This window comes from Klebsiella oxytoca, assembly GCF_009707385.1.
Classification (GTDB): domain Bacteria; phylum Pseudomonadota; class Gammaproteobacteria; order Enterobacterales; family Enterobacteriaceae; genus Klebsiella; species Klebsiella oxytoca_C.
In genome coordinates, this window is record NZ_CP046115.1 from 3,287,832 (window position 1) to 3,313,440 (window position 25,609).

The 25,609-nt window shown below is 54.9% G+C and carries 16 protein-coding genes and 1 pseudogene; 9 read left to right on the plus strand and 8 right to left on the minus strand.

Annotation, left to right across the window (positions count from 1 at the left end; translation table 11 throughout):
- Nucleotides 1–505: 505 nt before the first annotated feature.
- Both ygfK and ssnA read left to right on the plus strand, forming a co-directional pair.
- A complete protein-coding gene (gene ygfK, locus GJ746_RS15335) occupies nt 506–3,610 on the plus strand; it encodes a putative selenate reductase subunit YgfK (protein ID WP_154680967.1) in 3,105 nt (1,034 codons plus the stop codon).
- A gap of 2 nt (nt 3,611–3,612) precedes the next feature.
- Nucleotides 3,613–4,944 carry a putative aminohydrolase SsnA gene (ssnA, locus tag GJ746_RS15340; RefSeq protein ID WP_195908867.1) on the plus strand — a complete coding sequence of 444 codons (1,332 nt, stop codon included), beginning with the start codon at nt 3,613–3,615 and terminating at the stop codon, nt 4,942–4,944.
- 113 nt (nt 4,945–5,057) lie between these two features.
- Here ssnA and GJ746_RS15345 read toward each other — a convergent pair whose 3' ends face one another.
- Nucleotides 5,058–5,534: a 4Fe-4S dicluster domain-containing protein gene (locus tag GJ746_RS15345; protein WP_154680969.1), complete on the minus strand. Its 477-nt coding sequence runs from the start codon at nt 5,532–5,534 to the stop codon at nt 5,058–5,060.
- A complete protein-coding gene (gene ygfT / locus GJ746_RS15350) occupies nt 5,531–7,471 on the minus strand; it encodes a formate-dependent uric acid utilization protein YgfT (RefSeq protein WP_154680970.1) in 1,941 nt (646 codons plus the stop codon). Before ygfT ends, GJ746_RS15345 begins: the two co-directional genes overlap by 4 nt.
- Before the next feature lie 576 nt (nt 7,472–8,047).
- Between ygfT and GJ746_RS15355 the strand changes: the two genes are divergently transcribed.
- Both GJ746_RS15355 and fdhF read left to right on the plus strand, forming a co-directional pair.
- A complete protein-coding gene (locus GJ746_RS15355) occupies nt 8,048–9,523 on the plus strand; it encodes a nucleobase:cation symporter-2 family protein (protein ID WP_154680971.1) in 1,476 nt (491 codons plus the stop codon).
- 141 nt (nt 9,524–9,664) lie between these two features.
- A complete protein-coding gene (gene fdhF, locus GJ746_RS15360; RefSeq protein WP_154680972.1) occupies nt 9,665–11,812 on the plus strand; it encodes a formate dehydrogenase subunit alpha in 2,148 nt (715 codons plus the stop codon).
- Nucleotides 11,813–11,879: 67 nt separating this feature from the next.
- Here the strand turns inward: fdhF and GJ746_RS15365 are convergent, their stop codons facing one another.
- From GJ746_RS15365 to GJ746_RS15375, 3 genes are all read right to left on the minus strand, one after another.
- Nucleotides 11,880–12,485, minus strand: coding sequence for an NTP transferase domain-containing protein (locus GJ746_RS15365; RefSeq protein WP_154680973.1), 606 nt, complete (start codon nt 12,483–12,485; stop codon nt 11,880–11,882).
- Between the two features lie 65 nt (nt 12,486–12,550).
- Entirely contained in the window at nt 12,551–13,009 is a 459-nt protein-coding gene (locus tag GJ746_RS15370) for a (2Fe-2S)-binding protein (protein ID WP_154680974.1), read from the minus strand.
- Nucleotides 13,010–13,021: 12 nt separating this feature from the next.
- Nucleotides 13,022–16,234 (minus strand): molybdopterin cofactor-binding domain-containing protein, encoded by a 3,213-nt coding sequence (locus GJ746_RS15375; protein WP_154680975.1) that lies wholly within the window; start codon nt 16,232–16,234, stop codon nt 13,022–13,024.
- 1,165 nt (nt 16,235–17,399) lie between these two features.
- Here GJ746_RS15375 and GJ746_RS15380 point away from each other — a divergent pair.
- A pseudogene (locus tag GJ746_RS15380) lies at nt 17,400–18,861 on the plus strand (sugar porter family MFS transporter).
- Nucleotides 18,836–19,270, plus strand: coding sequence for a PTS sugar transporter subunit IIA (locus tag GJ746_RS15385; RefSeq protein WP_154680977.1), 435 nt, complete (start codon nt 18,836–18,838; stop codon nt 19,268–19,270). The pseudogene GJ746_RS15380 and the gene GJ746_RS15385 overlap by 26 nt, the downstream one beginning before the upstream one ends.
- A 92-nt stretch (nt 19,271–19,362) precedes the next feature.
- Here GJ746_RS15385 and uraH read toward each other — a convergent pair whose 3' ends face one another.
- Nucleotides 19,363–19,773: a hydroxyisourate hydrolase gene (uraH, locus tag GJ746_RS15390; protein ID WP_154680978.1), complete on the minus strand. Its 411-nt coding sequence runs from the start codon at nt 19,771–19,773 to the stop codon at nt 19,363–19,365.
- Nucleotides 19,774–20,011: 238 nt separating this feature from the next.
- On the opposite strand from uraH, the gene GJ746_RS15395 reads away from it, so the two are divergent.
- Nucleotides 20,012–20,539, plus strand: coding sequence for a lipocalin family protein (locus GJ746_RS15395; protein ID WP_154680979.1), 528 nt, complete (start codon nt 20,012–20,014; stop codon nt 20,537–20,539).
- Between the two features lie 110 nt (nt 20,540–20,649).
- On the opposite strand, the gene GJ746_RS15400 is transcribed toward GJ746_RS15395, so the two are convergent.
- Both GJ746_RS15400 and pckA read right to left on the minus strand, forming a co-directional pair.
- Nucleotides 20,650–21,132, minus strand: a complete 483-nt coding sequence (locus GJ746_RS15400; RefSeq protein ID WP_154680980.1) for an E3 ubiquitin--protein ligase — start codon at nt 21,130–21,132, stop codon at nt 20,650–20,652.
- A gap of 266 nt (nt 21,133–21,398) precedes the next feature.
- A complete protein-coding gene (pckA, locus tag GJ746_RS15405) occupies nt 21,399–23,039 on the minus strand; it encodes a phosphoenolpyruvate carboxykinase (ATP) (RefSeq protein ID WP_154680981.1) in 1,641 nt (546 codons plus the stop codon).
- A gap of 316 nt (nt 23,040–23,355) precedes the next feature.
- On the opposite strand from pckA, the gene GJ746_RS15410 reads away from it, so the two are divergent.
- Both GJ746_RS15410 and GJ746_RS15415 read left to right on the plus strand, forming a co-directional pair.
- Complete coding sequence (locus GJ746_RS15410; protein ID WP_154680982.1) at nt 23,356–24,249, plus strand: LysR substrate-binding domain-containing protein; 894 nt, start codon at nt 23,356–23,358, stop codon at nt 24,247–24,249.
- 59 nt (nt 24,250–24,308) lie between these two features.
- Nucleotides 24,309–24,995, plus strand: coding sequence for an RluA family pseudouridine synthase (locus GJ746_RS15415; RefSeq protein WP_154680983.1), 687 nt, complete (start codon nt 24,309–24,311; stop codon nt 24,993–24,995).
- The last annotated feature ends 614 nt before the right edge of the window (nt 24,996–25,609 follow it).

The window sequence follows — 25,609 nt, forward strand, 5'->3', positions numbered from 1 at the left end:
GGTATATTTGTTTATCTGCGATATTTGCCGGGTTCTCAGTTTGAGAGTTTACCCGGCGTTGAAATAGCGTCGCAGCGACCCGTATCGACTATGCAATATTTATACTTAGCCGCCATTTTTCATCGCAAATTGTGAGACAGGTCATTTCGTTAGCCGTAATGACGCTGCAACCGGGATCCTACGCCGAATATTTCCTCTGTCGCCGCGGTAAAAGAAAACCGCCCGCTGAAATCACCGCCGAACGGCCGGCATAAATTATCATTCTGATATTCAGGATCTGATTTTGAGAAATCTCGCCGAATGATAAAGCGTATTGATTTGAGTTCTCATTTCCCCGCAGTGGAATTATTCACGCATTCGCGTCGAGTTTCGACCTGGTTCACAAATTAATTATTTCGCCGCTGCGGTTTGAATAACTGGTGTGATTGTTGCTCCTCTCCTGTTATCCGTCGGAATGATTACTACCGGCAATGTCGATCTTACAATGATATCTAAGGAGAGGGTTATGGGAGATATAATGCGTCCCGTGCCGTTTGAAGAACTTTTGACGCGCATTTTTGATGAGTATCAGAGTCAACGGACGATTTTTGGCATTCCCGAACAACAGTTTTACTCGCCGCAGGCGCAGCGTTCCATCGGCGTGTTTGGCGAAAGCTGCGCAACGCCTCTCGGCCCGGCTGCCGGGCCGCACACCCAGCTGGCACAGAATATCATTACCGCCTGGCTCACCGGCGGACGGTTTATTGAGCTGAAAACCGTACAGATCCTTGACCGCCTGGAGCTGGAAAAACCCTGTATCGATGCCGAAGATGAGTGCTTCAACACCGAATGGTCTACCGAATTTACCCTGAAAAAAGCCTGGGATGAGTATCTCAAAGCCTGGTTTGCGCTGCATCTGCTGGAGCAGGTGTTCCCGCTGGCGACAAATAAAGAGAGTAAGTCGTTTATTTTCAATATGAGCGTTGGTTACAACCTGGACGGCATTAAGCAGCCGCCCATGCAGGAATTTATCGACAACATGATGAACGCCTCCGCCTATCCTAAATTCGCCCAGTACCGCGATACGCTGAACCGCTGGCTGCAAAATCCATCGTTTATCGACCGCCTGCCTGAAAGCGCGCGTAAAGCCGGGCTGGATAACCTCGCGCAGCGCGTGCCCGCCAGGCTGGTTGAGGGCGTGACCCTCTCGACGATGCACGGCTGCCCGCCGGATGAGATCGAAGCTATCTGCCGCTACATGCTGACTGAGAAAAACCTCAATACCTTTGTGAAGCTCAACCCTACCCTGCTCGGCTATCCGCGCGTTCGTGAAATCCTCGACACCTGCGGCTTCGGCTATATCGGCCTCAGCGAAGAGTCGTTTGACCACGACCTGAAGATCGACCGGGCGCTGGAGATGTTAACGCGCCTGATGGCGCTGGCGAAAGAGCGCGGCCTCGGCTTTGGCGTCAAGCTGACCAACACCCTCGGCACCGTCAATAACAAAGGCGCGCTGCCGGGGGATGAAATGTATATGTCCGGCCGTGCGCTGTTTCCGCTATCGATCAACGTGGCCGCGCTGCTCTCGCGCGCGTTCGACGGCAAGCTGCCTATTTCCTACTCCGGCGGCGCCAGCCAGATTAACATCCGCGATATTTTCGAAACCGGCATTCGTCCCATCACCATGGCAACCGATCTGCTGAAGCCGGGGGGATATTTACGTCTGAGCGAGTGCATGCGCGAACTGGAGAAAGCCGACGGCTGGAACATGACGCAAATCGACGTTGAACGTCTCAACGCGCTGGCGGAAAAAGCGGTGAGCATGGATTACACCCAGAAGCAGTGGAAACCGGAAGATCGCATCGATACCGGTGAACCGCTGCCGCTGCTGGACTGCTACGTCGCCCCCTGCGTCACGGCCTGCGCCATCAAGCAGGATATTCCGGAATATATCCGTCTGCTGGGCGAGCATCGCTACGCCGACGCGCTGGAGCTTATCTATCAGCGTAACGCTTTACCGGCCATCACCGGCCATATATGCGATCACCAGTGCCAGTACAACTGTACGCGCCTGGATTACGACAGCGCGCTTAACATTCGCGACCTGAAGAAAGTGGCGCTGGAGAAAGGCTGGGATGAGTACCGAAGCCGCTGGCATAAGCCCGCAGGCTCTGGCTCCATGCACCCGGTAGCGGTGATAGGCGCAGGCCCTGCCGGTCTTGCCGCCGGCTACTTCCTCGCCCGCGCCGGACATCCGGTGACGGTTTTTGAACGCGAGGCCAATGCCGGAGGCGTGGTGCAGAATATCATTCCGCAGTTCCGCATTCCCGGCGAGCTTATCCAGCACGATATCGATTTTGTTGTCGCCCACGGCGTAAAAATTGAATACGGCTGCGATCCGCATCTGAGCGTAGACAAACTGCAGGCGGAAGGCTTCCGTTACGTATTGGTCGGTACCGGCACCGATAAAAACAGCGGCGTGAAGCTGCGCGGCGATAACCAGAACGTGCATAAGTCGCTGCAGTTTCTGCGCGAATTCAACCGCGACGTCCGTCTGAATATGGGCAAACGCGTGGCCGTCATCGGCGCCGGTAACACCGCTATGGACTGCGCTCGCGCGGCGCTGCGCGTACCTGGCGTGCAGAGCGTGACCATCGTCTATCGTCGTTCCCAGCAGGAGATGCCCGCCTGGCGTGAAGAGTACGATGAAGCCCTGCTCGACGGCGTAGACTTCGAATGGCTATGCAATCCTGAACAGTTTAATGCCGATGGCACTCTCACCGTGCGGGTCATGAAGCTGGGCGAGCCGGATGAGAAAGGCCGCCGCCGTCCGGTAGAAACCGATGAAATTCGCACGCTGAAAGTCGATTCTCTGATTACCGCCATCGGTGAGCAGCAGGACGGCGAGGCGCTGTCAGCCATGGGGATTCCGCTCGATCCGCAGGGCTGGCCGGTGGTTAACGCCGATGGCGAGACCAGCAGGCCGAACGTATTCCTGATTGGCGACGTGCAGCGCGGTCCCTCTTCTATTGTGTCGGCAATCGGCAACGCGCGACGGGCAACGGACGTGATTCTGACCAGGGAAAATATCGCCAGCAGCCACGGAAATAAATTCTGGAACAACGTCGATCCGACCAAAGTTTATCAGCGTAAAGGCGCCATCGCCGTCACACTGGTGGATAAAGACCAGCGCGACGCCTTTGTTGAGCAGGAAGCCAGCCGCTGCCTCGAATGTAACTACATTTGCAGCAAGTGCGTCGACGTCTGTCCGAACCGCGCCAATATTTCCGTCGCCGTGCCGGGCTTCCAGAACCGTTTCCAGACGCTGCATCTGGATGCCTATTGCAACGAATGCGGCAACTGCGCCCAGTTCTGTCCATGGCAGGGAAAACCGTACAAAGACAAAATCACCGTGTTCAGCCTTGAGCAGGATTTTGTCAACAGCACTAATCCAGGCTTCTTTGTCGAAGGTGCCAGCGTCAAGGTGCGTCAGGACGATAAAACATGGCAGCTGGAAATTAACGACCGCGGCCAGTTTAAAAACGTTCCAGCCGAGCTGGACGCCATGTGCCGCATCATAAGCCATATTCATCAGCACCAGAGCTATCTATTGGGAGGCGTTGAAGTATGAGTATCCTGATTCTGAAGAATGCCACCGCCGCGCAGATCTATCCGGCGAAAGTGTGGGAGAACGTCGATATTGCCATTGAGAACGATACTATTCTCGATGTTGGCCCCGGCCTGTGCCAGCGCTATCCGCAGGCGCAGGTAAAAGAGATGGGCGGACAGCTGGTGATGCCCGGTATGGTCTGCTCCCACAATCACTTTTATTCCGGCCTGTCCCGCGGTATTCAGGCCAATATCGCACCCAGCCCGGACTTTATCTCAACGCTGAAAAACCTGTGGTGGCGTCTTGACCGGGCGCTGGACGAAGAGTCGCTCTACTACAGCGGGCTGATCTGCGCCATGGAAGCGGTGCGCAGCGGCTGCACGGCGGTTATCGATCATCATGCCTCGCCGCACTATATCGCCGGCTCCCTGAGCCAGCTGCGCAACGCCTTTCTCAAAATAGGGCTGCGTGGGATGACCTGCTTTGAAACCACCGACCGCAACTTCGGCAGCCGCGAACTGCGCGACAGCGTGGAGGAGAATATTCGCTTTGCCAGAGAGATCGACGCCGCGCGCGAGAAGGGAGACCAGCCTTATCTGGTCGAAGCCCACATCGGCGCCCATGCGCCTTTCACCGTGCCGGATGAAGGCCTGACGATGCTAAGCGAGGCCCTGAAAGCAACCGGACGCGGCCTGCATATTCACGCGGCGGAAGACCGCTACGATGTTTCACACAGCCATCACCTTTACGGCAAGGACCTGCTGGTGCGGCTGGCGGAGTTCGACCTTATCAACAGTAAGACGCTGATTGCTCACGGTCTGTATATCTCCGATGCCGACGTGGAGCTGCTCAATACGCAGGACGGTTTCCTGGTGCATAACGCCCGCTCCAACATGAACAACCACGTCGGCTACAATCATCGTCTGCCGCAGTTGCGTAACCTGGCGCTGGGCACCGACGGCATTGGTTCCGACATGTTTGAGGAGATGAAGTTTGCCTTCTTTAAACACCGGGACGCCGGCGGTCCGCTGTGGCCGGACAGCTTTGCGAAGGCGCTGAGCAATGGTAATGAGCTGCTGAACCGCAACTTCAACGCCCGCTTTGGTCGCCTTGAAGCGGGATATAAAGCGGATCTCACAATCTGCGATTATATGGCGCCAACCCCGCTTATCGCGGAAAATATCGCCGGACATATCGCCTTTGGTCTGGGTGCCAATAGCGTGCGCAGCGTGATGGTAAACGGCGTGATGATTTATGAAGATCGCCAGTTCAGCTTCGACTGCGAGCCGATATTCAAAGCGGCGCAGAAAGTGGCGCAAAAAATGTGGGCGCGAATGGATGCGCTCCCCGCATAATGGACCTGAACAATAAAACAATGACCCGGCCTGATAAGCCGGGTTTTTTACTGGCGAGAAACGGGGAATCTGATAAACCGGCCCGGCGGGATGAACGCCGCCGGGCGCAAAGTTTATAGCGACAGCAGCGCGGCGGTAGCGATATTGCGCTGTTTTTGCAGTTCTTTTAGCTGCTCTTCGGTCATTTTACTCAACGCCGCCGTCGGGCAGACGTCAACGCAGGCGGGCCCGCGCTCCCTGCTGCTGCAGAGGTCGCATATGACAATAACCGGCGTCAGACCGGCCTTCACCTCAATAGTTACCGCCCCAAACGGACAGGCGATGACGCAGCTCTGGCAACCAATGCAGCGCCCGCCGTCGGCCTCCACCCTCTCCGCCCCCATACTGAGCGCTCCGGTCGGGCAGGCGCTCACGCAGGGCGCATTCTCGCACTGATGGCACATCACCGGCACGCTAAGGTCGTCGAGGCGCATCACCTTCAGGCGGGGATTAAACTCCGCGCCCGGCGTCACATGCTCCAGCGCACAGGCCACCTCACAGGTCCGGCAGCCGAAGCAGGACTGCGGACTGGCAACGATAAAACTGGTCATATCTCCTCCCTGGCCCGGAATTGAGCCAACATCTCGCTGGCCGCCTGCCGCCCGGCTACCATGGCGGTAACCACCAGGTCCGCTCCGGTAACGGCATCGCCGCCGGCATAGACTTTGTCGTGAGTGGTCTGGGTCGTTCCGCGCCCTTTGCCGCCGGTGATAATCTGCCCCCAGCGATCCAGCTTAATGCCGTGGCCCCGCAGCCAGGGCATGTCGTGAGCCTGAAAGCCGAACGCCATAATGAGGATGTCGGCCTTCAGTTCAAACCCGGAGTCCGGGATCGGCTGCGGCCGACGGCGGCCATCCGGGCCCGGTTCGCCCATTTTCGTGCGGATCATCTCCACCGCGCTGACCTGCCCCTTGCGGTTGAGCTGAATGCGCTGCGGCTGAACGTTAAACTCAAATTTCACCCCCTCTTCCCGCGCATTGACCACCTCTTTTTTCGAGCCGGGCATACTCAGCTCATCGCGACGATAGGCACAGGTCACGCTCTGCGCTCCGCGACGAACGGCGGTGCGCAGGCAGTCCATCGCCGTATCTCCCCCGCCAAGCACCACAACGTGTGTGCCCTTAATGTCGATTAAGGGATATTCGGCGCTCTCTTCCAGCCCCATCACCTCCCGGGTGCTGGCAATCAGGAACGGCAGAGCCTGAACCACTCCGGGCGCCGTCTCCCCCTCCAGACCGGCGGCCATCAGACCATAGGTACCCACGCCGAGGAAGACGGCGTCGTAGTTTGTCAGCAGCTCATCAAACGCCACATCGCGCCCCACCTCCTGGTTGAGATGAAAGTTGACGCCCATGGCGCTGAAAATATCGCGCCGCCGTTCAAGCACGTTTTTATCCAGCTTGAACGGTGGAATACCAAAGGTCAGCAGGCCGCCGATCTCCGGGTGGCGATCGAAGACGTCCACGTGTACGCCCGCGCGAACGAGAATATCGGCGCAGCCCAGACCGGCTGGCCCGGCGCCAATTATCGCCACCCGCTCCCGGCGCGGCGGGACTTCAACGATCGTCGGCCGCCAGCCCATCGCCAGCGCGGTATCGGTGATGTAGCGTTCAAGGTTGCCAATAGCGACCGATCCGCCCTCGTTCTTAAGAGTGCAGGCTCCCTCGCACAGCCGATCCTGCGGGCAAACCCGACCGCAAATCTCGGGCAGGGAGCTGCTCTGATGGCACAATTCAGCCGCCTCGATAATCTTGCCTTCATTCACCAGGCGGATGAAATCGGGAATATGGTTATGCAGCGGGCACGTCCAGTTGCACCACGCTTTCTGCGCGCAATAGAGACAGCGCTGGCTCTCATACTCCGCATCACGCTCGCTCAGCGGCTGATAGATTTCAGCGAAATGCTGCAAACGAGCATCGGCGGCAGCCTTTTTCGCCCCAACTCGCGGTGGTTTATCGAGAATTGCATTGCGCCTTGCGCCGCGGACGCCGTCTAGCGGCTTTTCCAGCGCGGAGCGAATCTGTCGCTCCGCGCGCAGCTGGTTAATACTCGCCTCATCCATCAGGCGCAGAGCCTGGGTTGGACAGCTGGCTACGCATGCCTGCTGACCGGAAGGGTGCTGGCTGCAAAGATCGCATTTCTGCGCCAGCTGCGGCATGCCGTCATCGTTCGCCACCATCTCAATCGCGCCAAACGGACAGGCGATAATGCAATTTTTACAGCCGATACACAGAGCCTCTTTAAACTGAACGCTGTCATTCGCAAAACTCAGCGCCTGAGTCGGGCACGATCCGACGCAGGGAGCGTCATTGCAGTGGCGGCAGGTTGTCGCGCTGCTGGCCTTGCGGTTGAAGAATACGCGAATGCGTGGAAGAAAGTCGCTGCGCTGCTGGGGCCAGCTGTCCTGGCGATGAGAGGTGACGCAGGCCACTTCACAGGCGTGGCAGCCAATACAGTTCGCAGAATCGGCAACAATAAATTTATTCATTTGCTTCCCTTTATTATTCCAGGACTCACCGGGTAGCAATGCAATAATCAGGCGCTTTTTTTAAAGGCATTAATATGGCGGTCATTTTTGCGAGCCGCCTCAAAAAAACAGAGCCACTTCGGCTTAATTGCGCAATAAATGTCAAATATCACTTCGCAGTGATTATTGACGTTGTTTGCGGCTTAATCATGTTGATAATTAAACCTGTTGGTCGTTATACCAAAATGAGACGTTCCCTATCTCAATGTGATATCGCGGATTTATTCCCGTCGTGTTTTATTTCGCTCCCTTTTCGGCGTATTGATATTCCGCCCTTTTTCTCGTGAGTTATTTCACACAATTATCCATCAATTCCGCGGATTCTTATTTTTGGCACATCTTACGCATATCACTCATTGTGCGCGCAACACGCTGATGAACGCATCAGCTCAGGGAGGCAGCGGCCTTCGAATCGTAACTTCGGCTCTGTTCACGCTTGTACCCAAAATAATTCAAGTTGCAGGAAAGCCAACGCACAAGCAACTTGAAGTATGAAGGGTATATACGGAGTGAAGTCGTACAGGAGATAACAACTTCATGAAAGATATCGCCAATTCCGCCTCAAAAAATGGGAACTCGACCGCACCGGTTGATGAGATTTTACCCATTACGCAAATGATTCTTTATGGCCTGCAGCACGTGCTGGTGATGTACGCGGGCGCCGTCGCGGTTCCGCTGGTGGTGGGCAATGCGGTAGGGCTACCGCCGGAACACATTATTTTACTGATTAGCGCCGACCTGTTTATCTGCGGCGCGGCCACCATCGTGCAGTCGCTGGGGGTCGGTAAATGGCTCGGCTGCCGGTTGCCGCTTATCCAGGGCTGTACCTTTGCGGCGCTGATTCCGATGGTTCTGATCGGTAAGGAGTACGGAATCGGCGGCATTTCCGGGGCGGTGATCGTTTCCGGTATTTTCATACTCTGCTGCGCCCCGTGGATTAGTAAACTCATTCGATTCTTTCCCAAAGTCGTCATGGGCAGCATCGTCACCCTTATCGGTATGTCGATTATGCCGGTGGCCGGGGGATGGATTGGCGGCGGCAGCAGCGAAATGAACGGCTTTGGCGCTCCCTTTTCGCTGCTGATGGCGGCAATTACGCTGGTGATTATTCTCAATATTTACACCTTTGCCTCCGGCGTGGTGAAAAACACCTCGGTGCTAATTGGTCTTATCGTCGGGACGGTTCTCTGGGGTTGCTTTAAGCCTCTCGACTTTAGTCTGGTCCACGCCACCCCCTGGCTCCATCTACCGACCCTGATGCCCTTTGCCAAACCTGAATTTCATATTATCCCCGTCGCCCTGCTGTCGATGGTTATGGTGGTGGTGATGGTGGAAACCATGTCCTCGATGATGGCAACCGGGGATATCGTCGGAAAGAAAGTTGACGCGAAGATGCTGCGCAACGGCCTCAACACCTGCGGGATCGCGACGACTATCTGCGGCTTCTTCAATCTCTTTCCCTACGCCGCGTTCGCGCAGAACGTCGGCCTGATCGGTTTGACCGGGGTACGCAGCCGCTTTGTCGTCTCGGTCTCCGGTATCATTCTCATTCTGATGGGCGTGTTCTCAAGAATGGCGGCGCTGGTGGTTCTGATCCCTAAACCGATCCTCGGCGGCGCGGGCATTGTCATGTTCGGTATGGTGGCGGTATCCGGTATACGTACGCTGGGGCAGGTCAACTACCGCAACAATAATAACGGTATGGTGGTGGCGTTGACCCTCAGTCTCGGCATGATGCCGGTGCTGGTACCCAACCTGTTCACCCAGTTTCCGCCGATGGTTCAGCTCTTCCTGCACAGCGGGATCACCATTGGAACCCTGACGGCTATCGTCGCCAACCTCACCCTCAACGGCAGCGTGCCTTTCCGCGTTAACCACGAAACCCCGGTTCCCGATCCGGCACCGCCCAGCTCGGCGGCGCGCAATATGGCCGTCAGAACCGTCAGAATGTGGCTACTGCTGCGCAAAGTTCAGAAAGAGAGAGGGCCTGAAGAAGCCCGGGAGGGACAGTAATGCTCAGCAGATTCCTGTTTGCTTTGATAACCCTGCTGCTGCTGGCGGTACCCGTCGTGCAGCAAGGGATAGCGCAGGGCCTGAACGGCCGCTTTGGTTTTGCCCTGCTGTTTTAAGTTTGCTTTCATCAGGATCATTACTATGAAGAGAGTCACGACCGTCTGCCCCTACTGCGCTTCCGGCTGCAAGATGCAGCTCACGGTAGAGGAAGGCAAAATTACCCGCGCCGATGCCGCGATGGGTAAAAACAATCAGGGCACGCTGTGCCTGAAAGGCTACTACGGCTGGGACTTTATTAATGATACCCAGATCCTTACGCCGCGCCTGAAAACGCCGATGATCCGCCGCCAGCGCGGCGGCAAGCTCGAGTCGGTTTCCTGGGAGGAAGCGCTCGATTATGTCGCCGCCCGCCTCAGCGAGATAAAAGCCCAGTACGGGCCAGACGCTATCCAGACCACCGGGTCTTCGCGCGCCACCGGCAACGAAACAAACTACATCATGCAGAAATTTGCGCGCGCGGTTATTGGTACCAATAACGTCGACTGCTGCGCTCGCGTCTGACACGGCCCTTCGGTTGCAGGTCTGCACCAGTCGGTCGGCAACGGCGCGATGAGTAATGCTATCACCGAGATCGATAATACCGATCTGGTGTTTATTTTTGGCTATAACCCGGCGGATTCGCACCCCATCGTGGCGAATCATATTCTCAATGCCAAACGCAACGGCGCAAAAATTATCGTCTGCGATCCGCGCAAAATCGAAACTGCGCGTATAGCCGATATGCATCTTGCCCTTAAAAACGGTTCCAATATTGCGCTGCTGAACGCCATCGGACACGTGATTATCGCGGAGGATCTCTACGATAAATCCTTCGTTGCCGGTCGTTCGGAGGGCTTCGACACCTACCGGGGTATTGTCGAGCGCTATACACCGGAGTCGGTAGAAGCGATAACCGGTATCAGCGCCAGGCAGATTCGCGAGTGCGCGCGGATGTACGCGACCGCCGGCAACGCCACTATTCTCTGGGGGATGGGAGTGACCCAGTTCTGGCAGGGGGTGGAAACGGTGCGCTCGCTCACCAGCCTGGCGATCCTGACCGGCAACCTGGGCAAACCGCACGTCGGCGTCAATCCGGTACGCGGCCAGAACAACGTTCAGGGCGCCTGCGATATGGGAGCATTACCGGACACCTATCCGGGCTATCAGTATGTGAAATTCCCGGAAAACCGGGAAAAGTTCGCCAAAGCCTGGGGCGTAGAGAGCCTGCCGGAGAATCCCGGCTACCGTATCAGCGAGCTGCCGCACCGCGTGGCGCATGGCGAAGTACGGGCGGCGTACATCATGGGGGAAGATCCGCTCCAGACCGATGCCGAGCTTTCTGCCGTACGTAAGGCGTTCGAAGAGATGGAGCTGGTTATCGTCCAGGATATCTTTATGACCAAAACCGCAGCAGCGGCCGACGTCATTTTGCCGTCCACCTCGTGGGGCGAGCACGAAGGCGTTTATACCGCCGCAGACCGCGGGTTCCAGCGCTTTTTCAAAGCGGTAGAGCCGAAGTGGGATCTGAAGACCGACTGGCAGATAATCTGCGAGATCGCCACCCGCATGGGTTATCCGATGAAGTACGACAATACGCAGCAAATCTGGGATGAACTACGCCATCTGTGCCCCAACTTTTTCGGCGCCACCTACGGGAAAATGGGTGAGCTTGGCTACGTGCAGTGGCCGTGCCGCGACGAATCAGAGGCAGATCGGGGCACCTCGTATCTGTTTGCCGAGCGTTTTTCCACCCCCAACGGGCTGGCGCAGTTCTTCACCTGCGAATGGCAGGAGCCTGTCGACAAACTCAGCGATGAGTATCCGCTGGTGCTCTCCACCGTGCGCGAAGTGGGCCACTACTCCTGCCGCTCGATGACCGGCAACTGCGCGGCGTTGGCCAGGCTGGCGGATGAACCGGGCTATATCCAAATCAATACCGCCGATGCAAAACGTCTCGGCATTGGCGATGAGGAGCTGGTCTGGGTCAACTCGCGCAAAGGCAAGGTGATTACCCGGGCGAAGGTCAGCGATCGACCGAATCGCGGCGCGGTCTATATGACCTATCAGTGGTGGATCGGCGCCTGCAATGAGCTGGTCACTGAGAACCTGAGCCCGATAACCAAGACGCCTGAGTATAAATACTGCGCGGTTAACGTTGAGCGCATTACCGATCAGCGCGCCGCTGAGCAGTACGTCCTTGATGAATACAACCAGTTAAAAACCCGCCTGCGCGAAAGCGCCGCAGGATAAAGGATATCGCCCCGGCGGGGTCCACCTGCCGGGGCGATATTTTCTCTACTGACTCCCGCCAATCACGTTATCCGACAGCCGCCAGATCCTTATGGCAGCGGCGTGCCACCTCAAGATACTGCTGCGGAGTATCAACGTCCCAGTGAATTCCCTGATTCGCCACCGGGATAACGCGCACCGTCATCTGACCGATGACGTCGCGCAGCGTTGCCCCTTCCGGCGCGTGACGAATAAGAGACGCCGCGCGCTGGGGCAGAAGAACCGGATGGCCTTTACCGCGCTCGTAGGCCGGAATAATACAGCTCTCCGTGTCGGCGCTGGCCCACAGCTTTCGGTACACGCCCGGCGTGACTTCCGGCATATCGCCCAGCGCCAGAAAAAAGCGCGAGGCGCGGAGGTGATTTACCCCGCACTGAATAGAAGAGAACATACCATCGTGATATTGCGGGTTAAAGACGACCTCAACGCCCGGATGATCCCGATAGCAGGCGGCCAGTTCATCGCCGCGAAATCCGGTCACCAGCACCACCCGATCGCAGAACGCCAGAGCGCTGGCGAGGGCGCTATCCAGAATAGTGCCCTCGCCCCACGGCATCATCATTTTCCATTTTCCCATGCGGCTGGAGAGTCCGGCCGCCAGCATAATGCACTCTTTAGCCATTTTTTTGCTCATCGTCATCCTCCCTCCCGGCCCGATAAAGCGCCACCGCCGGTAGCCGACGGCGGCGCTTACGGCACTCAGGATTTCAGCACTGCTTTTATCGAGGTAATAATCGGCTGATATCCCGTACAGCGGCAGATATTGCCTTCCAGCGCCTCTTTCAGCTCATCATCGCTGGGGGACGGGTTGGCATCCAGCAGCGCCTTCGCGCTCATCAGGACCCCGGGAGTACAGAAGCCGCACTGAACGCCGCCGTGACGAATAAAGGCGTTCTGCAATTTTTTGCCGACCGGATCGTGATGCAGCGCTTCGACGGTGGTGACCTCGGCCCCGTTGCACTGAGCCGCCAGCAGCAGACAGGAGCAGACGGACTTTCCGTCCATGATAACGGTACAGGCGCCGCACTCGCCTACTGAACAGCCCTCTTTGGTTCCCGTAAGCTTCAGCTCCTCACGCAGAAAATCGATCAGGCGTACATTATCTTTCACATCGCGGGCAATGCGGATGCCATTCACTTTTAGCTCAATATGGTTCATGTTCATGGCTCCTTATTTCTTCTGCTCTGTCATGACTTCCTGCAGCATCTGCCGGAACATATCGATAAATACCGGGACCTTATAAGGCGCTGACCAGCGTCCTCCGATGGCTTTCTCCACCTTGTCGTGAAGCCCCCCGGCGGCCTGTTCAATGGTAGCGGCGTCTAATGTCTTACCGATGAGCGCCTGTTCAACCTCATGCAGCCGCTGCGGTTTGGCCATCAGCGCGCCATCCACCAGCCGACACAGGCGAATCACGCCCTTATCGACCATGAACTGGCCGGTCAGACTTTGACGGGTGATATTCAACGCATTGCGACGGCCAAGCTGCAGATAGCGATTAATCAGCGGCTGCTGGGTCGGCGGCGGCAGGATAAAGCGAATAACCAGCTCATCAGGCTCAAGAACCGTACGATAGCCGCCAACGACAAATTCGCTGACCGGCATCCGCCGCGTCCCGCGCGCGCTGCGCAGCTCCACTTCCGCATCGTAGATAATCAGCGGCGGCATGGAGTCCGCGCACGGGGCGGCGTTAACGATGTTGCCGCCGATTGTTGCCCGGTTACGCAGCTGCAGCGAGCCGACGGTTTTACAGGCGGTAACCAGTAGCGGGTAGCGCTGCTGAATTAACGGATGCCTGACCAGGTCGGTAAAGCAGACGCCGGAGCCGATAGAAATTCCGCCCTCGACGTCAAAGATCTCTTTCAGCTCTGACAGTCCGGCGATGTTAACAAGCGGCACCTCTCCGGACAGCATCCGCGCCTGCACCAGCACATCGGTGCCGCCGGCAATGGGCATCGCGCCTTTCTCAGCCATCAGCGTTAAGGCCTGTTTCAGGGTTTGCGGGACGCTGAGCGACAGGGTATTGAGACGATGAACCTGTTTCTTATCGCCCGACTCCAGCATCTGCTCGCTCTGGCGCTCCGGCTTCTTGAGGTTATAACCCAGACGAACCTGTTCCAGCGTCAGTGGCAGAGTGCGGTTTGGCCGTCCAATGGCGAAACTCACCGCATTGTTGAGGGCCGCAGCGCCCAGCTCCAGCACCGGTTCACCGATGACTTTCGCCCCCATCGGCCCTGCTTTGTCGTAGTTTTCGACCGCGATAATATCGATGTTCGGCATATCTTTGATGGTCGGCAGCAGGTAGGTATCAAAGTTTTCCGATTTCACTACGCCGTGCTCGGTGTTGAAATCCTCCAGCATGCCGTAGCCGATCATTCCCTGCAGCACGCCGCCGTAGACCTGGCCGTTAAAACCGACCGGGTTGATGACTTTACCCACATCGTGGGTGGCGACGACATTATTAACGGTGATTTTGCCGGTGCGCATATCCACCGCGACGTCGGCCAGCTGGCAGCCGTATACCCAGGTGAAATAGGGGCTACCGCAGCCCTTCTCCTCATCCCAGTGAATATTCGGCGCGACGTGCCAGCCGTAGGCGGAGAGATTGGCCCCGGTGGCCCGGGTCATATCGCACACCTGCTGGAAACTGAGGCTCAGCGCCGGATCGTCGCGGTTGAATACCTTGCCATTCTGCCAGGCTATATCGTCGATGCTCTGCGCTTTTAAGGTTTCCTTAATGGCGTCCGCCATGCGTTGCTTAATTTTATTCGCCGCGCTAAGAATCGCCTGTCCGCCCATCAACGTCCCGCGAGAAGCGACCGTTGAGCCGCCGTCAGCGATCATGGCGGTGGCTGGTTCGCTGAACATCACCCGATCGAGCCCGATACCAAAGGCTTCCGCAGCCAGCAGCGACATAGTTGTCTGCAGCCCCTGCCCGTTCTCGGAAACCGAGGTGGAGATGTTGACGCTGGCGTCGGCATTCACCTGAATAAGCGCGGAGGAAGCATCCAGCCCCTCGGCGCCCAGAGAGCAGCCGCGGTGGCTCAGCGCGAAGCCAATACCGTAGCGGATCGGCCCGCCCTCAGCGTTAAGCTGCTGATAGTGCTGCCGTTTGGCCTCGTATTCGGCCTTGAGCAGCGTCTTCTCCAGCACTTCCTGCGCGGAGACGGTATGCTCGCTAAATACCTGACCGGCCATGCTGGTGTCACCCTGCTTAAGAATATTGCGCAGGCGGAATTCGACGGGCGAGAGACCCAGCTCGCCCGCCACGTCATCCATCAGCGATTCGTTGGCGAAAATGACCTGCGGCGCCCCGTAGCCGCGATAGGCCGAGGTGTAGTTATTGTTGGTATAAACGCCTACCAGATCGACGCGCACGTTAGGAATGTTGTAGGGACCGGCCGCCTGTACGGAACTACGCCAGGTGACAAATACCGTCTGGCCGCAGTAGCTACCGCCATCGGCGATGATATCGATTTTAATCGCCTGAATACGCGCGTCATCGTCCACGCCAATGCGATATTTCATCTTATAGGGGTGGCGCTTGTAGCTCTCGCGCATGGACTGTTCGCGGTTATAGGAGATCTTAACCGGCCGCCCGGTAAGGTGTACCAGCAGCGCCGCGCGGCAGGAGACGTTGTCGATAATATCATCTTTACCGCCGAAGGAGCCGCCGAGGACGGAACGCTTAATGTTGACCTTCGCCTGGGGCAGATCAAGGTATTTGGCAATTACCGCCCGGGTGCGGTGAGCGTTCTGGATCGACCCTTCGATGGTCATAATCTGCTCATTATTATCCAGGTAGGCGGTAATGGATTCCGGCTCAATATAGCCGTGCTCCTGGAATCCCACCTCGTACTCACGTTCGAAAATACGCGTGGACGCGGCAAAACCGGCGTCGATATCGCCCTTCGCCGTGTGGTGGCGGTTAATAATGTTGCTGTCGAGTTCGCTGTGGATCAGGCGCGCCCCCGGCTTCATCGCCTCTTCCGGAGAGGTAATCGGCTCCCATGGGGTGTAGGTTATTTTAATTTTATCGACCGCAATACAGGCAGCCTCATAGGTTTCCGCCGCCACAACGGCAACCACGTCGCCGCGGTAGGCTATTTCATTGTCAATAATGGGGGGATGATCGGGAACAATCGCTCCCAGTTTACGTTGACCGGGTATATCGTTCCAGGTAGCGATGCGCACAACCCCAGGAACCTTTTCCGCCTCGGAAAGATCGAGCGAATCGATTCGCCCGGCAGGAATATCCACGTAGCGGCATACGCCATACAGCATATCATTCATGACAATGTCATCGCCGTAGACCGCTTTACCCGTCACCTTGGCGAGCCCATCGACGCGGGGCACTTCACTGCCAACCAGCAATGTATCCATATTATTCAGCCTCCACTCACAAAGAAAGATAACTGAATAAAGCAATGGCTATGCCACCTATAAAGAAAGGGTTATTTGAGACTGAGTTATGTGAGGTATATCTAAAAACAATGGCGGATTAAAGCATAAAAAAACCTGAAGATATCGCCGTGATTATCAAAAAGAGAGTAGGCGTATCACTATGATAATTCGCTGTTCTCATTTCTGTTTCTCAGAAAGCCACCGGTCGTGACTGCGACTCTGCGCTGCATTAACCATTGACGGTATACATCATTTTCCCCAGGACGCTACCGTCGGGTAACGTCCTGAGCGCATACGGCAGCAAAATTTTACTCTCGCTACGCCTACTGTTCTTTAGCTTAAAATTTCGAATAAAAAATAAAACAAACTCAATAATGAAATTTAAATTTCATATTAAAAGATATTGGATAATGTGATACATATCATAAATTTAACATTCCGTCCGCAGATCATCGTCCTGATTACTCAGCGCAAACCAAAAAAATCACTTTATATATCAGCTTATTATTAAAATCACCATTGTTGACACATTGGCGTTACACATTGCGCACAACCATCAATCGAAATAAAACTTCCAAAATGTGATCTGTTTGTATTTTTATTTCATTTATAGCGGTAATAATTGTCAATCACAACACGCGCTCTGACCCGCTTGTTGGTCCGCAGAAAACCTAATGCCCGGAGGATGCAATGAAGGAAGTGAGATCGGGACTCATCCGAACGATTTATGTCGGCAGTTACCAGGCTATCCGTCCGTACAACAACGCCGCCGGGGACATTCTGAACCTCAACCATCCAGGAGGACAAAACCCTGTCAAATATTAATGATTCATCCTTAATCCAGAAAAAACCTCTTTGACCGGATTTATTTAGCGCATGGCAACAAGCGCTGAATAAAAGCACTAAGAACGAAAATTCATTTCATGTCAGTCATGCTGCAAAAAGCTATACCCCAAATAATTCGAATCGTCTGAAGGTGGCAAGTGAACGAGTTCCCATGGGCTTACAGAAGTAAGCGACAGGGGTGAGAGAAAGCAGCTAACACACATGCAACGTGAAGTATGACGGGTAAAAAAGACAGACCGTGACTGGGGTGGAATGACGCATTTTTATCTCGTGCCGTTAATCAAAAAAAGGTATAAAAATGTCTCTTATCATGAATCTGAACCTACAGCAGAGAAAGCGACTACACCAGATAACCTTAGTTGCGACATTTGGTGGCCTGCTCTTCGGTTATGACACCGGCGTTATTAATGGCGCATTTTCCTCCCTGAAACAATATATGGCTTTGACCCCGACCACTGAAGGTCTGGTCATGAGCGTGTTGCTGATCGGCGCCGCCCTGGGCAGCGTTTTCGGGGGAAAATTCGCGGATTTCTTTGGCAGAAGAAAATACCTGCTGTTTTTATCGTTTATCTTTTTCATCGGCGCATTAATGTCCGCTCTTGCGCCGGATATCACCATACTCCTTATTTCACGTTTCATTCTTGGCTACGCCGTTGGCGGCGCCTCGGTTACTGCGCCAACGTTTATCTCGGAAGTAGCGCCAACCGAAATGCGCGGTAAACTCACCGGCCTGAATGAAGTGGCTATTGTTATTGGCCAGTTAGCCGCATTTGCCATCAACGCCATCATCGGCATTCTCTGGGGACATCTCCCCGACGTCTGGCGCTATATGCTGATGGTGCAGACGATTCCTGCCATCTGCCTGTTTGTCGGCATGTTGCGATCGCCGGAAAGCCCTCGCTGGCTGATCAGTAAAAATCGCCATGAAGAAGCGCTGGAAATATTAAAACAAATCCGTCCACTTGAACGTGCCACAAAAGAATTCAACGATATCAGTACCTTAATTAAGGCTGAAGCGGACAAAAAGCTGCATTCCCGGAACGCCTTTATCACCATCCTCCAGACGCCATGGATTTTCAAACTGCTGCTGGTCGGCGTGATTTGGGCAGCACTGCAGCAGACCACCGGGGTCAACGTGATTATGTACTATGGTACCGAGATCCTGAGTACCGCCGGGTTCTCCGAAAGAACCTCGTTGATTTGTAACGTACTGAACGGCGTGTTCTCCGTCGGCGGGATGCTATTCGGCGTGCTGTTCCTCGTCGATCGTTTCAAACGCAAAACCATTATCATTTATGGCTTCGCGCTGATGGCCACCCTGCACCTTATTATCGCTGGCGTAGACTACACGCTAGTCGGCGATATCAAAGCAACGGCAATCTGGCTGCTCGGCGCAATGTTCGTTGGCGTCATGCAGGGAACCATGGGCTTTATCACCTGGGTGGTGCTGGCTGAGCTCTTCCCTCTGAAATACCGCGGGTTATCGATGGGAATTTCGGTATTTTTCATGTGGGTGATGAATGCCATTGTCAGCTATCTGTTCCCATTACTGCAGGCCAAGCTGGGGTTAGGTCCGGTCTTTCTTATTTTTGCCGCGATTAACTACCTGGCGATTATCTTTGTCGTAACGGCCCTGCCAGAAACCTCAAATAAATCGCTGGAGCAGCTGGAAGAAGAACTGTCAGCAAATAATTCTGCAGCACGATTCCATACAGCCACAAAGGAAAGCGGGTTATGATCGATACTATTACGCAGGATAATCTCCATCTGTCATGCCGGGCGAAGAATAAAGCGGACGTTCTGGCAATGATCGGCGCTGACTTTAAATCCAGGGGTTATGTTAGCGAAGATTGCGTTGCGTTTCTTGCTGAGAGAGAGCGTCAGGTCTCAACCTTTTTAGGTAACGGCATTACCCTGCCGCATCTGCCTAAATCAGCCACCAACATCATCGTTAAAACCGGGGTAGAGATTTATCAGTTCCCTGATGGCGTGATCTGGGATCGAAATAACGTCATGTTTATTGCCATCGGCGTTATTGCCAAAGAGAGTGAACATATTGATGTCCTGAGAGAGGTTGCGTCCATTTTTAGCGACGAAGTCATCGCCAGAGCCCTCTCTTTAATTGCCAATAAACAGGATTTCTTAAGGATCCTCCAGCAGAATCAATAACAGCAGCTGATACCCGGTCGCAATATGAAAAGCCTGCATCCCTGCAGGCTTTCCTGGTTTTCTCGCTACTGTGTAGCGTTTATAAATAGCAATCAACTGCCTTTATAAGTGGAATAACCGTACTGGCTCAGCAGAAGCGGAATATGTAATTTTTCATTAGTACGCGTCACGGTGAACAGCACCGGGATCTCGGGGAAAAACGAAGCCAGTTTTTGCTTGTTGAAATCATCGCCGGTTTTGAAGGTCACTTTATAAATCCCCGGCTGCATATCGCCTTCTGCCGGGTACAGTGATTTAATGCGGCCATCGTCGTCCGTTACGCCGCTCGCAAGCGCTGTCCATTTATTCGCCTGCTGTTTTTCAAGGGTGACCGTGACTCCCGATGAAGGTAGCCCCGTTTGCTGATTGAGAATATGTACGCTGAGCGTCCCGACAGGGGCGCTAAACGCGGCCGGAACGAAAGATATGGCAGATAACAGAATCAGACTGGATAATTTTTTCACGATGTTTTCCTGTTGCGGATAATAACGATAAAAACGTTAGCACCTGGGCCGCTAAAATATATTCAATTTTTTGTGATAATCGCTTAAAAGACCGTTCGCCTAAAATGCATTGGATGAAACACTATTCGCATCCGACGTTATAGATTTATCTGAATATAGAATGAATAAGTGGGGGGCGAATAAGCGGTCGTTAACTTGCGCTATACTCATTTTTCACCGCGTACACAAAGGACTTCACATGAAGATATGGCCTGTTCTGACCGGCGTGGCAATCGCGCTAACGCTTGTCGCCTGTCAATCCCCTACTCCGCCAAAGGGCGTTCAGCCAATTAATAACTTTGATGCGAAGCGTTATCTGGGTAAATGGTATGAAGTTGCCCGGCTCGAAAATCGTTTTGAACGTGGGCTGGAACAGGTCACCGCAACCTATGGCCAACGTAGCGATGGCGGCATCAGCGTTCTGAACCGCGGCTACGATCCGCGCAGGCAAAAATGGAACGAGAGCGAAGGCAAAGCGTATTTCACCGGTGCTCCCACTACCGCCGCGCTAAAAGTGTCCTTTTTTGGCCCGTTTTACGGCGGCTACAACGTGATCGCGCTGGACAGCCACTATCAGTATGCGCTGGTCAGCGGCCCCGAACGCGGCTATCTGTGGATTCTGTCGCGTACGCCGACTATTCCTGAATCAGTGAAGCGGGAGTATCTCGGTATCGCGCGGGAACTCGGTTTCCCGGTGGATAAATTAGTTTGGGTGAATCAGCGGTAAAATTGATGCGAGGGTAAAAGACGATTCCTTCGCCAGCTTCCTGACGAACATTATCTTCAGTGAACAACACCTGAAGATAATGTCGTAATAAGCCATCGATAACGCGATGACTACCGGGACTTATCCGCCGCGTCTGCCGCTTTTTCAGCAGGGGCTATACTCTCTTTAATCTCTTTTGTTTTATTCGCGGCATCGTTGGCAAGGTTATTTGCGTCAACGATAGCGTCGTCTTTAATTTTGCCTGCGGCCTGCACGATTTGGTCGCTTTTCTGCCGGGCATCCTGCTTAACGGCGTCAGCCTGAGATTGTGCCTGCTGAGCGATAGCTTCCGCTTTCTTATCAGCTTCCGCCTTAATGCTCGAGGCCTGGCTGCTGAGACTATTCGCCTCATCCGCGGCCTGTTTTTTTATCGCATCGATATGCTTGTCTGCTTCATCCTTAATCGCCTGGGCTTTATCGGAAGCAGCCTCTTTAATTTGTTGCGCATTGTCTTTCGCTTTATCGAGATTGGCGTCAACTTTTGATGAATCATCACAGCCGGCGAGAATTAAACAAACGGCAGAAGCGATCAGCGTTTTACTCCACAGTTTCATAGTCATTCCTTTATTCAGCAATATCACCGTATTGAGGAGGGCATTACATCCTCGCAGCAGGGTTACCAGATAATTCTCATAACAATAATGTCATGAGTATATTTAGCCGCAATACTTAACCCTGCATCCCTTTATTTATAATCGCTAACCAGGCAGAGTCAAGTTTCAGCGCCGCTAACGCTGCAACGCCAAAGATTATCCGCCGCCTCGTTCACTGACGAAAAACCCGGGCGGCTGCCCGGGTTCCACTGTGACGGTAAAACAGCTTATGCCGTAACGACTGCTTTTTTCAGCACGGGGCCAGCTAACGCCAGTCTGGCCCCGGCCTCGGTATCGCTATACTGCTTAAAGTTGGCTATAAACAATTCCGCCAGGCTTTGTGCTTTCTCCTGCCATTGGTCGGCTGATGGCCAGCCGCTACGCGGATCGAGCAGCGCGCTGTCCACGCCGGGCACGCTCTGCGGAATAGAGAGACCGAACACCGGCACCGTTTCTTCACGCAGCTCACCGGTGGTGCCGTTTAAGATAGCGCTGATAATGTTGCGCGTATCGCGCAGCGACAGGCGTTTACCTTCCCCGTTCCAGCCGGTGTTAACCAGCCAGGCTTCGGCTCCAGACTCCGCCATTTTGGCCGCCAGAACGCTGGCGTACTGGGTCGGGTGCAGCAGCAGGAACGCCGCACCGTAGCAGGCGGAGAACGTCGGCGTTGGTTGAGTAATGCCGCGCTCGGTTCCGGCGAGTTTCGAGGTAAAACCCGACAGGAAGTGATACTGCATCTGCTCGGTAGTCAGACGGGATACCGGCGGCAGCACGCCAAATGCATCGGCGGCGAGGAAAATCACCTTTGACGGATGGCCCGCACGCGACACCGGTTTAACGATGTTTTCAATATGCGATAACGGATAAGAGACGCGGGTGTTTTCGGTCTTACTGCCATCGGCGTAATCCACGCTGCCATCGGCCCTGACCACCACGTTTTCCAGCAGCGCGTTACGACGAATTGCGCGATAGATTTCCGGCTCGGCCTGCGGATCAAGATTAATGGTCTTGGCGTAGCAGCCGCCTTCGAAGTTAAACACGCCATCATCATCCCAGCCGTGTTCGTCATCGCCAATCAGCTGACGCAGCGGGTCGGTGGAAAGCGTGGTCTTCCCGGTTCCGGAAAGGCCAAAGAACAGCGCCACGTCGCCCGCTTCCCCACGGTTCGCCGAGCAGTGCATCGAAGCTATCCCCTGCTGCGGGAGCAGATAGTTCATCACGGAGAAAAGGCCTTTCTTCATCTCGCCGCCGTACCATGTGCCGCCGATCAGCTGAATTTTTTCACTCAGGTTAAAGGCAACAAAGTTCTCAGAGTTAAGTCCCTGCTCCTGCCATTTATCGTTAGTACAGCCCGCGCCGTTGAGCACGATGAAGTCCGGCGTAAATTCCGCCAGTTCCTCAGCGCTCGGCGCAATAAACATGTTTTTGACAAAGTGCGCCTGCCAGGCCACTTCAGTGACGAAGCGAACGCCCAGGCGCGTCGCCGGGCTGGCGCCGCACCAGGCATCAACCACATACAATTTCTTGCCGCTAAGCTGTCCGGCCACCAGTGCCTTCAGATCGGCCCATATTTCCGTGGTCAACGGCTTATTATCGTTGCGGCCCAGGCCGGAATCGGCCCACCAAACGGTGTCACGCGTCAGATCGTCTCTGACGATGTATTTGTCGCGCGGCGAGCGTCCGGTAAAGATCCCGGTATCCACGGCAACGGCCCCGGACTCGGTCATGACGCCGCGAGCCGCGCCGGTTAACTCCGCGCTGGTTTCATGCGCAATCAGCAAGTCGTAATCGGGGTTATAAAACAGCTCGCTGCTATTCTGAATACCGAGCTCAAGAAGAGCGTCTTTGACTGATTCAATACGTGACATGGAACTCCTGACAAACTATTGGCTGGATAAGATGCACTTACGGTTATAGCAACCTGTTAGTTAATCTGATGGATTTATATTAATAAAAAAGCCACCACGAATTTAAATAAACAGGATGAGTCGACCAGAGTCGGCGATTTAAATCGTACTCGTGTAGGGTGTCGCCTGTACTTTAGAAATATCGTTTGCACGAATAAGTCATAAGCTAAACTCTGATAAAAATGTTAACACCTGTAGATAATTATGTTAATTGCATAGTTTCTATGCGTTATGCTAAAATTGCATAGCTATTATTGCGTAGTTGAGGTACGGGTCGGTGCTGGCGAATCTTGAAGTAAAATGGCTTTACGATGTGATCGCTCTTGAGGAGTCCAGAAGCTTTACGCTCGCGGCCAAAAGCCGCAATATTTCGCAGTCCTCCTTCAGCCGCCGCATTCAGGCGCTCGAGGCGTCTCTGGGTTTCAGCATCTTCGACCGTTCGGCCAACCCGCTCCAGCTGACCAACCGCGGGAAGATCTTTATCGGCTATGCGCGAAATATGCTTGACGATATGGACTTCCAGATCAGCCGTATTAAAGGCCTGAACCACACCACGCAGAAAATAAGAATCGACGCGGCGCCGTCGCTTTCGGTTTTATTACTTCCCGAAATTATCGCTGGTTATACCGACAGGAAGAATAAAACTTTTCATGTTGAATCGATTAACGTCAACGACGCCGTATTCAATCTGAAAGAGGGCAAAAGTGACTTTATCCTGTCGTTTTATAATGAAGAGCTGATGAACTATCCGTTTATCAATCACAAAATATTCGACTCGGCGCTGCATCTTGTTTCTCCGTGCGATAAACACGGCAGACCGCTTTTTAATTTACATCGCGGCGTGCTGCCGCTGATGAAATATGCTAACGACAGCTATATGGGGCGGCAGGTGAATCAGGTTATCGACCGCAAACCGGAGATTACCTTTTCGCTGACCTTTGTCTCCTCCATGAGCGAGCTGCTAAAACGCATGATCCTCAACGGCGATGGGGTTGGCTGGCTGCCGCAGTACTCTATCAAGCGCGAACTAGAGGAAGGACGCCTGACGATTATGGATGAGAGCCTGTCGCTGCCGATAGGCGCCTATATCTACCGCTCCGGCGCGCGGCTCAATCAATCCGCCGAACGTTTCTGGCAGCATATAAAGTCCACCAGCGCCGTCAGCGCATAATTCGCGTAGCGGCGGAAAATTCGCTATCATCCCCAGCCACTCTCTGTCCAGGCAGCCTGATGTCTACGATTATCGATACCTTTATCGCCCCGCCTTGCCGCGCTGAAATCAACATTCTTTACCAGGATGAACATCTGCTGCTGATCGATAAACCCTCAGGTCTGCTCAGCCTGTCGGGAAAAAATCCGCTTAATCTCGATTCTGTGCACCATCGGCTGGCGCAGCAGTTTCCCGGCTGTACCCTGGTCCATCGTCTTGATTTCGGCACCTCCGGACTGATGGTTATTGCCCGCAATAAGACAATCAACGCCGCTCTCTGCCAGCAGTTTAGCCAGCGCGCCGTCAGCAAGATTTATAGCGCGCTGCTGTGCGGCCATCTGACGGACGAGGCGGGTACGATTGACGCTCCGATAGCCAAAGATCCGGCGCTGTTCCCGCTGATGACGATTTGCCCACATCGCGGCAAGCCCGCCCGCTCCGGCTATCAGGTGGTTGAACGTTTCCACTATCAGGACGACCTGCCGGTGACGCGGGTACGGCTGACCCCGCAAACCGGGCGCACTCATCAGCTGCGTATCCACTGTCAGCTGTTAGGACACCCTATTCTGGGCTGCGATCTGTACGGCGGCATGGCGCTTCCGGGAACAGAACAGGCGCCTCGCCTGATGCTGCACGCCAGCGAACTGCATTTCGTGCATCCGGTGAGCGGAGAGAGGATCGACGCCATCAGCCCGAGCGCGTTTTAACTCGCTTCGCTCGCCAGCCCGCTAGGCCTACGCTCCCCTACGCCAATTGACGTCAACGGCTGAATTCAACTCGCTGACCGCGCTGCGGTTTGTTTCCCGATGGCGCTGAGCTGACCGGGCTACAGGGGCACCGCCGCCTGCAGATCGGTAGCCCGGACAGGCGCAACGCGCCGCCTCCGGGAAAGGTGCGCTGCCTGATGCCTTGCTGCGGTTTTCTTCCCGGCTTGCGCTGCGCTTAGCCGGGCTACGGATTCACAACCGCCTGCGATCGGGTAGCCCGGGCAAGGCGCTTGCGCCGCGGCCCGGCGAAGGTGCGCTGCCTGATGCCGCTGCGGTTTTCTTCCCGGCTTGCGCTGCGCTTAGCCAGGCTACGGATTCACAACCGCCTGCGATCGGGTAGCCCGGGCAAGGCGCTTGCGCCGCCTCCGGGGAAGGTGCGCTGCCTGATGCCTTGCTGCGGTTTTCTTCCCGGCTTGCGCTGCGCTTAGCCGGACTACGGGTTCACAACCGCCTGCGATTGGGTAGCCCGGGCAAGGCGCTTGCGCCGCGGCCCGGGGAAGGTGCGCTGCCGGATGCCTTGCTGCGGTTTTCTTCCCGGCTTGCGCTGCGCTTAG

Excerpts from the sequence above, each read along its gene's own strand:
- ygfK (WP_154680967.1), top strand. The coding sequence starts at position 506 with ATGGGAGATATAATGCGTCCCGTGCCGTTTGAAGAACTTTTGACGCGC.
- GJ746_RS15345 (WP_154680969.1), bottom strand. The coding sequence starts at position 5,534 with ATGACCAGTTTTATCGTTGCCAGTCCGCAGTCCTGCTTCGGCTGCCGG.
- ygfT (WP_154680970.1), bottom strand. The coding sequence starts at position 7,471 with ATGAATAAATTTATTGTTGCCGATTCTGCGAACTGTATTGGCTGCCAC.
- GJ746_RS15355 (WP_154680971.1), top strand. The coding sequence starts at position 8,048 with ATGAAAGATATCGCCAATTCCGCCTCAAAAAATGGGAACTCGACCGCA.
- GJ746_RS15365 (WP_154680973.1), bottom strand. The coding sequence starts at position 12,485 with ATGAGCAAAAAAATGGCTAAAGAGTGCATTATGCTGGCGGCCGGACTC.
- GJ746_RS15370 (WP_154680974.1), bottom strand. The coding sequence starts at position 13,009 with ATGAACCATATTGAGCTAAAAGTGAATGGCATCCGCATTGCCCGCGAT.
- GJ746_RS15375 (WP_154680975.1), bottom strand. The coding sequence starts at position 16,234 with ATGGATACATTGCTGGTTGGCAGTGAAGTGCCCCGCGTCGATGGGCTC.
- GJ746_RS15385 (WP_154680977.1), top strand. The coding sequence starts at position 18,836 with ATGATCGATACTATTACGCAGGATAATCTCCATCTGTCATGCCGGGCG.
- GJ746_RS15395 (WP_154680979.1), top strand. The coding sequence starts at position 20,012 with ATGAAGATATGGCCTGTTCTGACCGGCGTGGCAATCGCGCTAACGCTT.
- GJ746_RS15400 (WP_154680980.1), bottom strand. The coding sequence starts at position 21,132 with ATGAAACTGTGGAGTAAAACGCTGATCGCTTCTGCCGTTTGTTTAATT.
- pckA (WP_154680981.1), bottom strand. The coding sequence starts at position 23,039 with ATGTCACGTATTGAATCAGTCAAAGACGCTCTTCTTGAGCTCGGTATT.
- GJ746_RS15415 (WP_154680983.1), top strand. The coding sequence starts at position 24,309 with ATGTCTACGATTATCGATACCTTTATCGCCCCGCCTTGCCGCGCTGAA.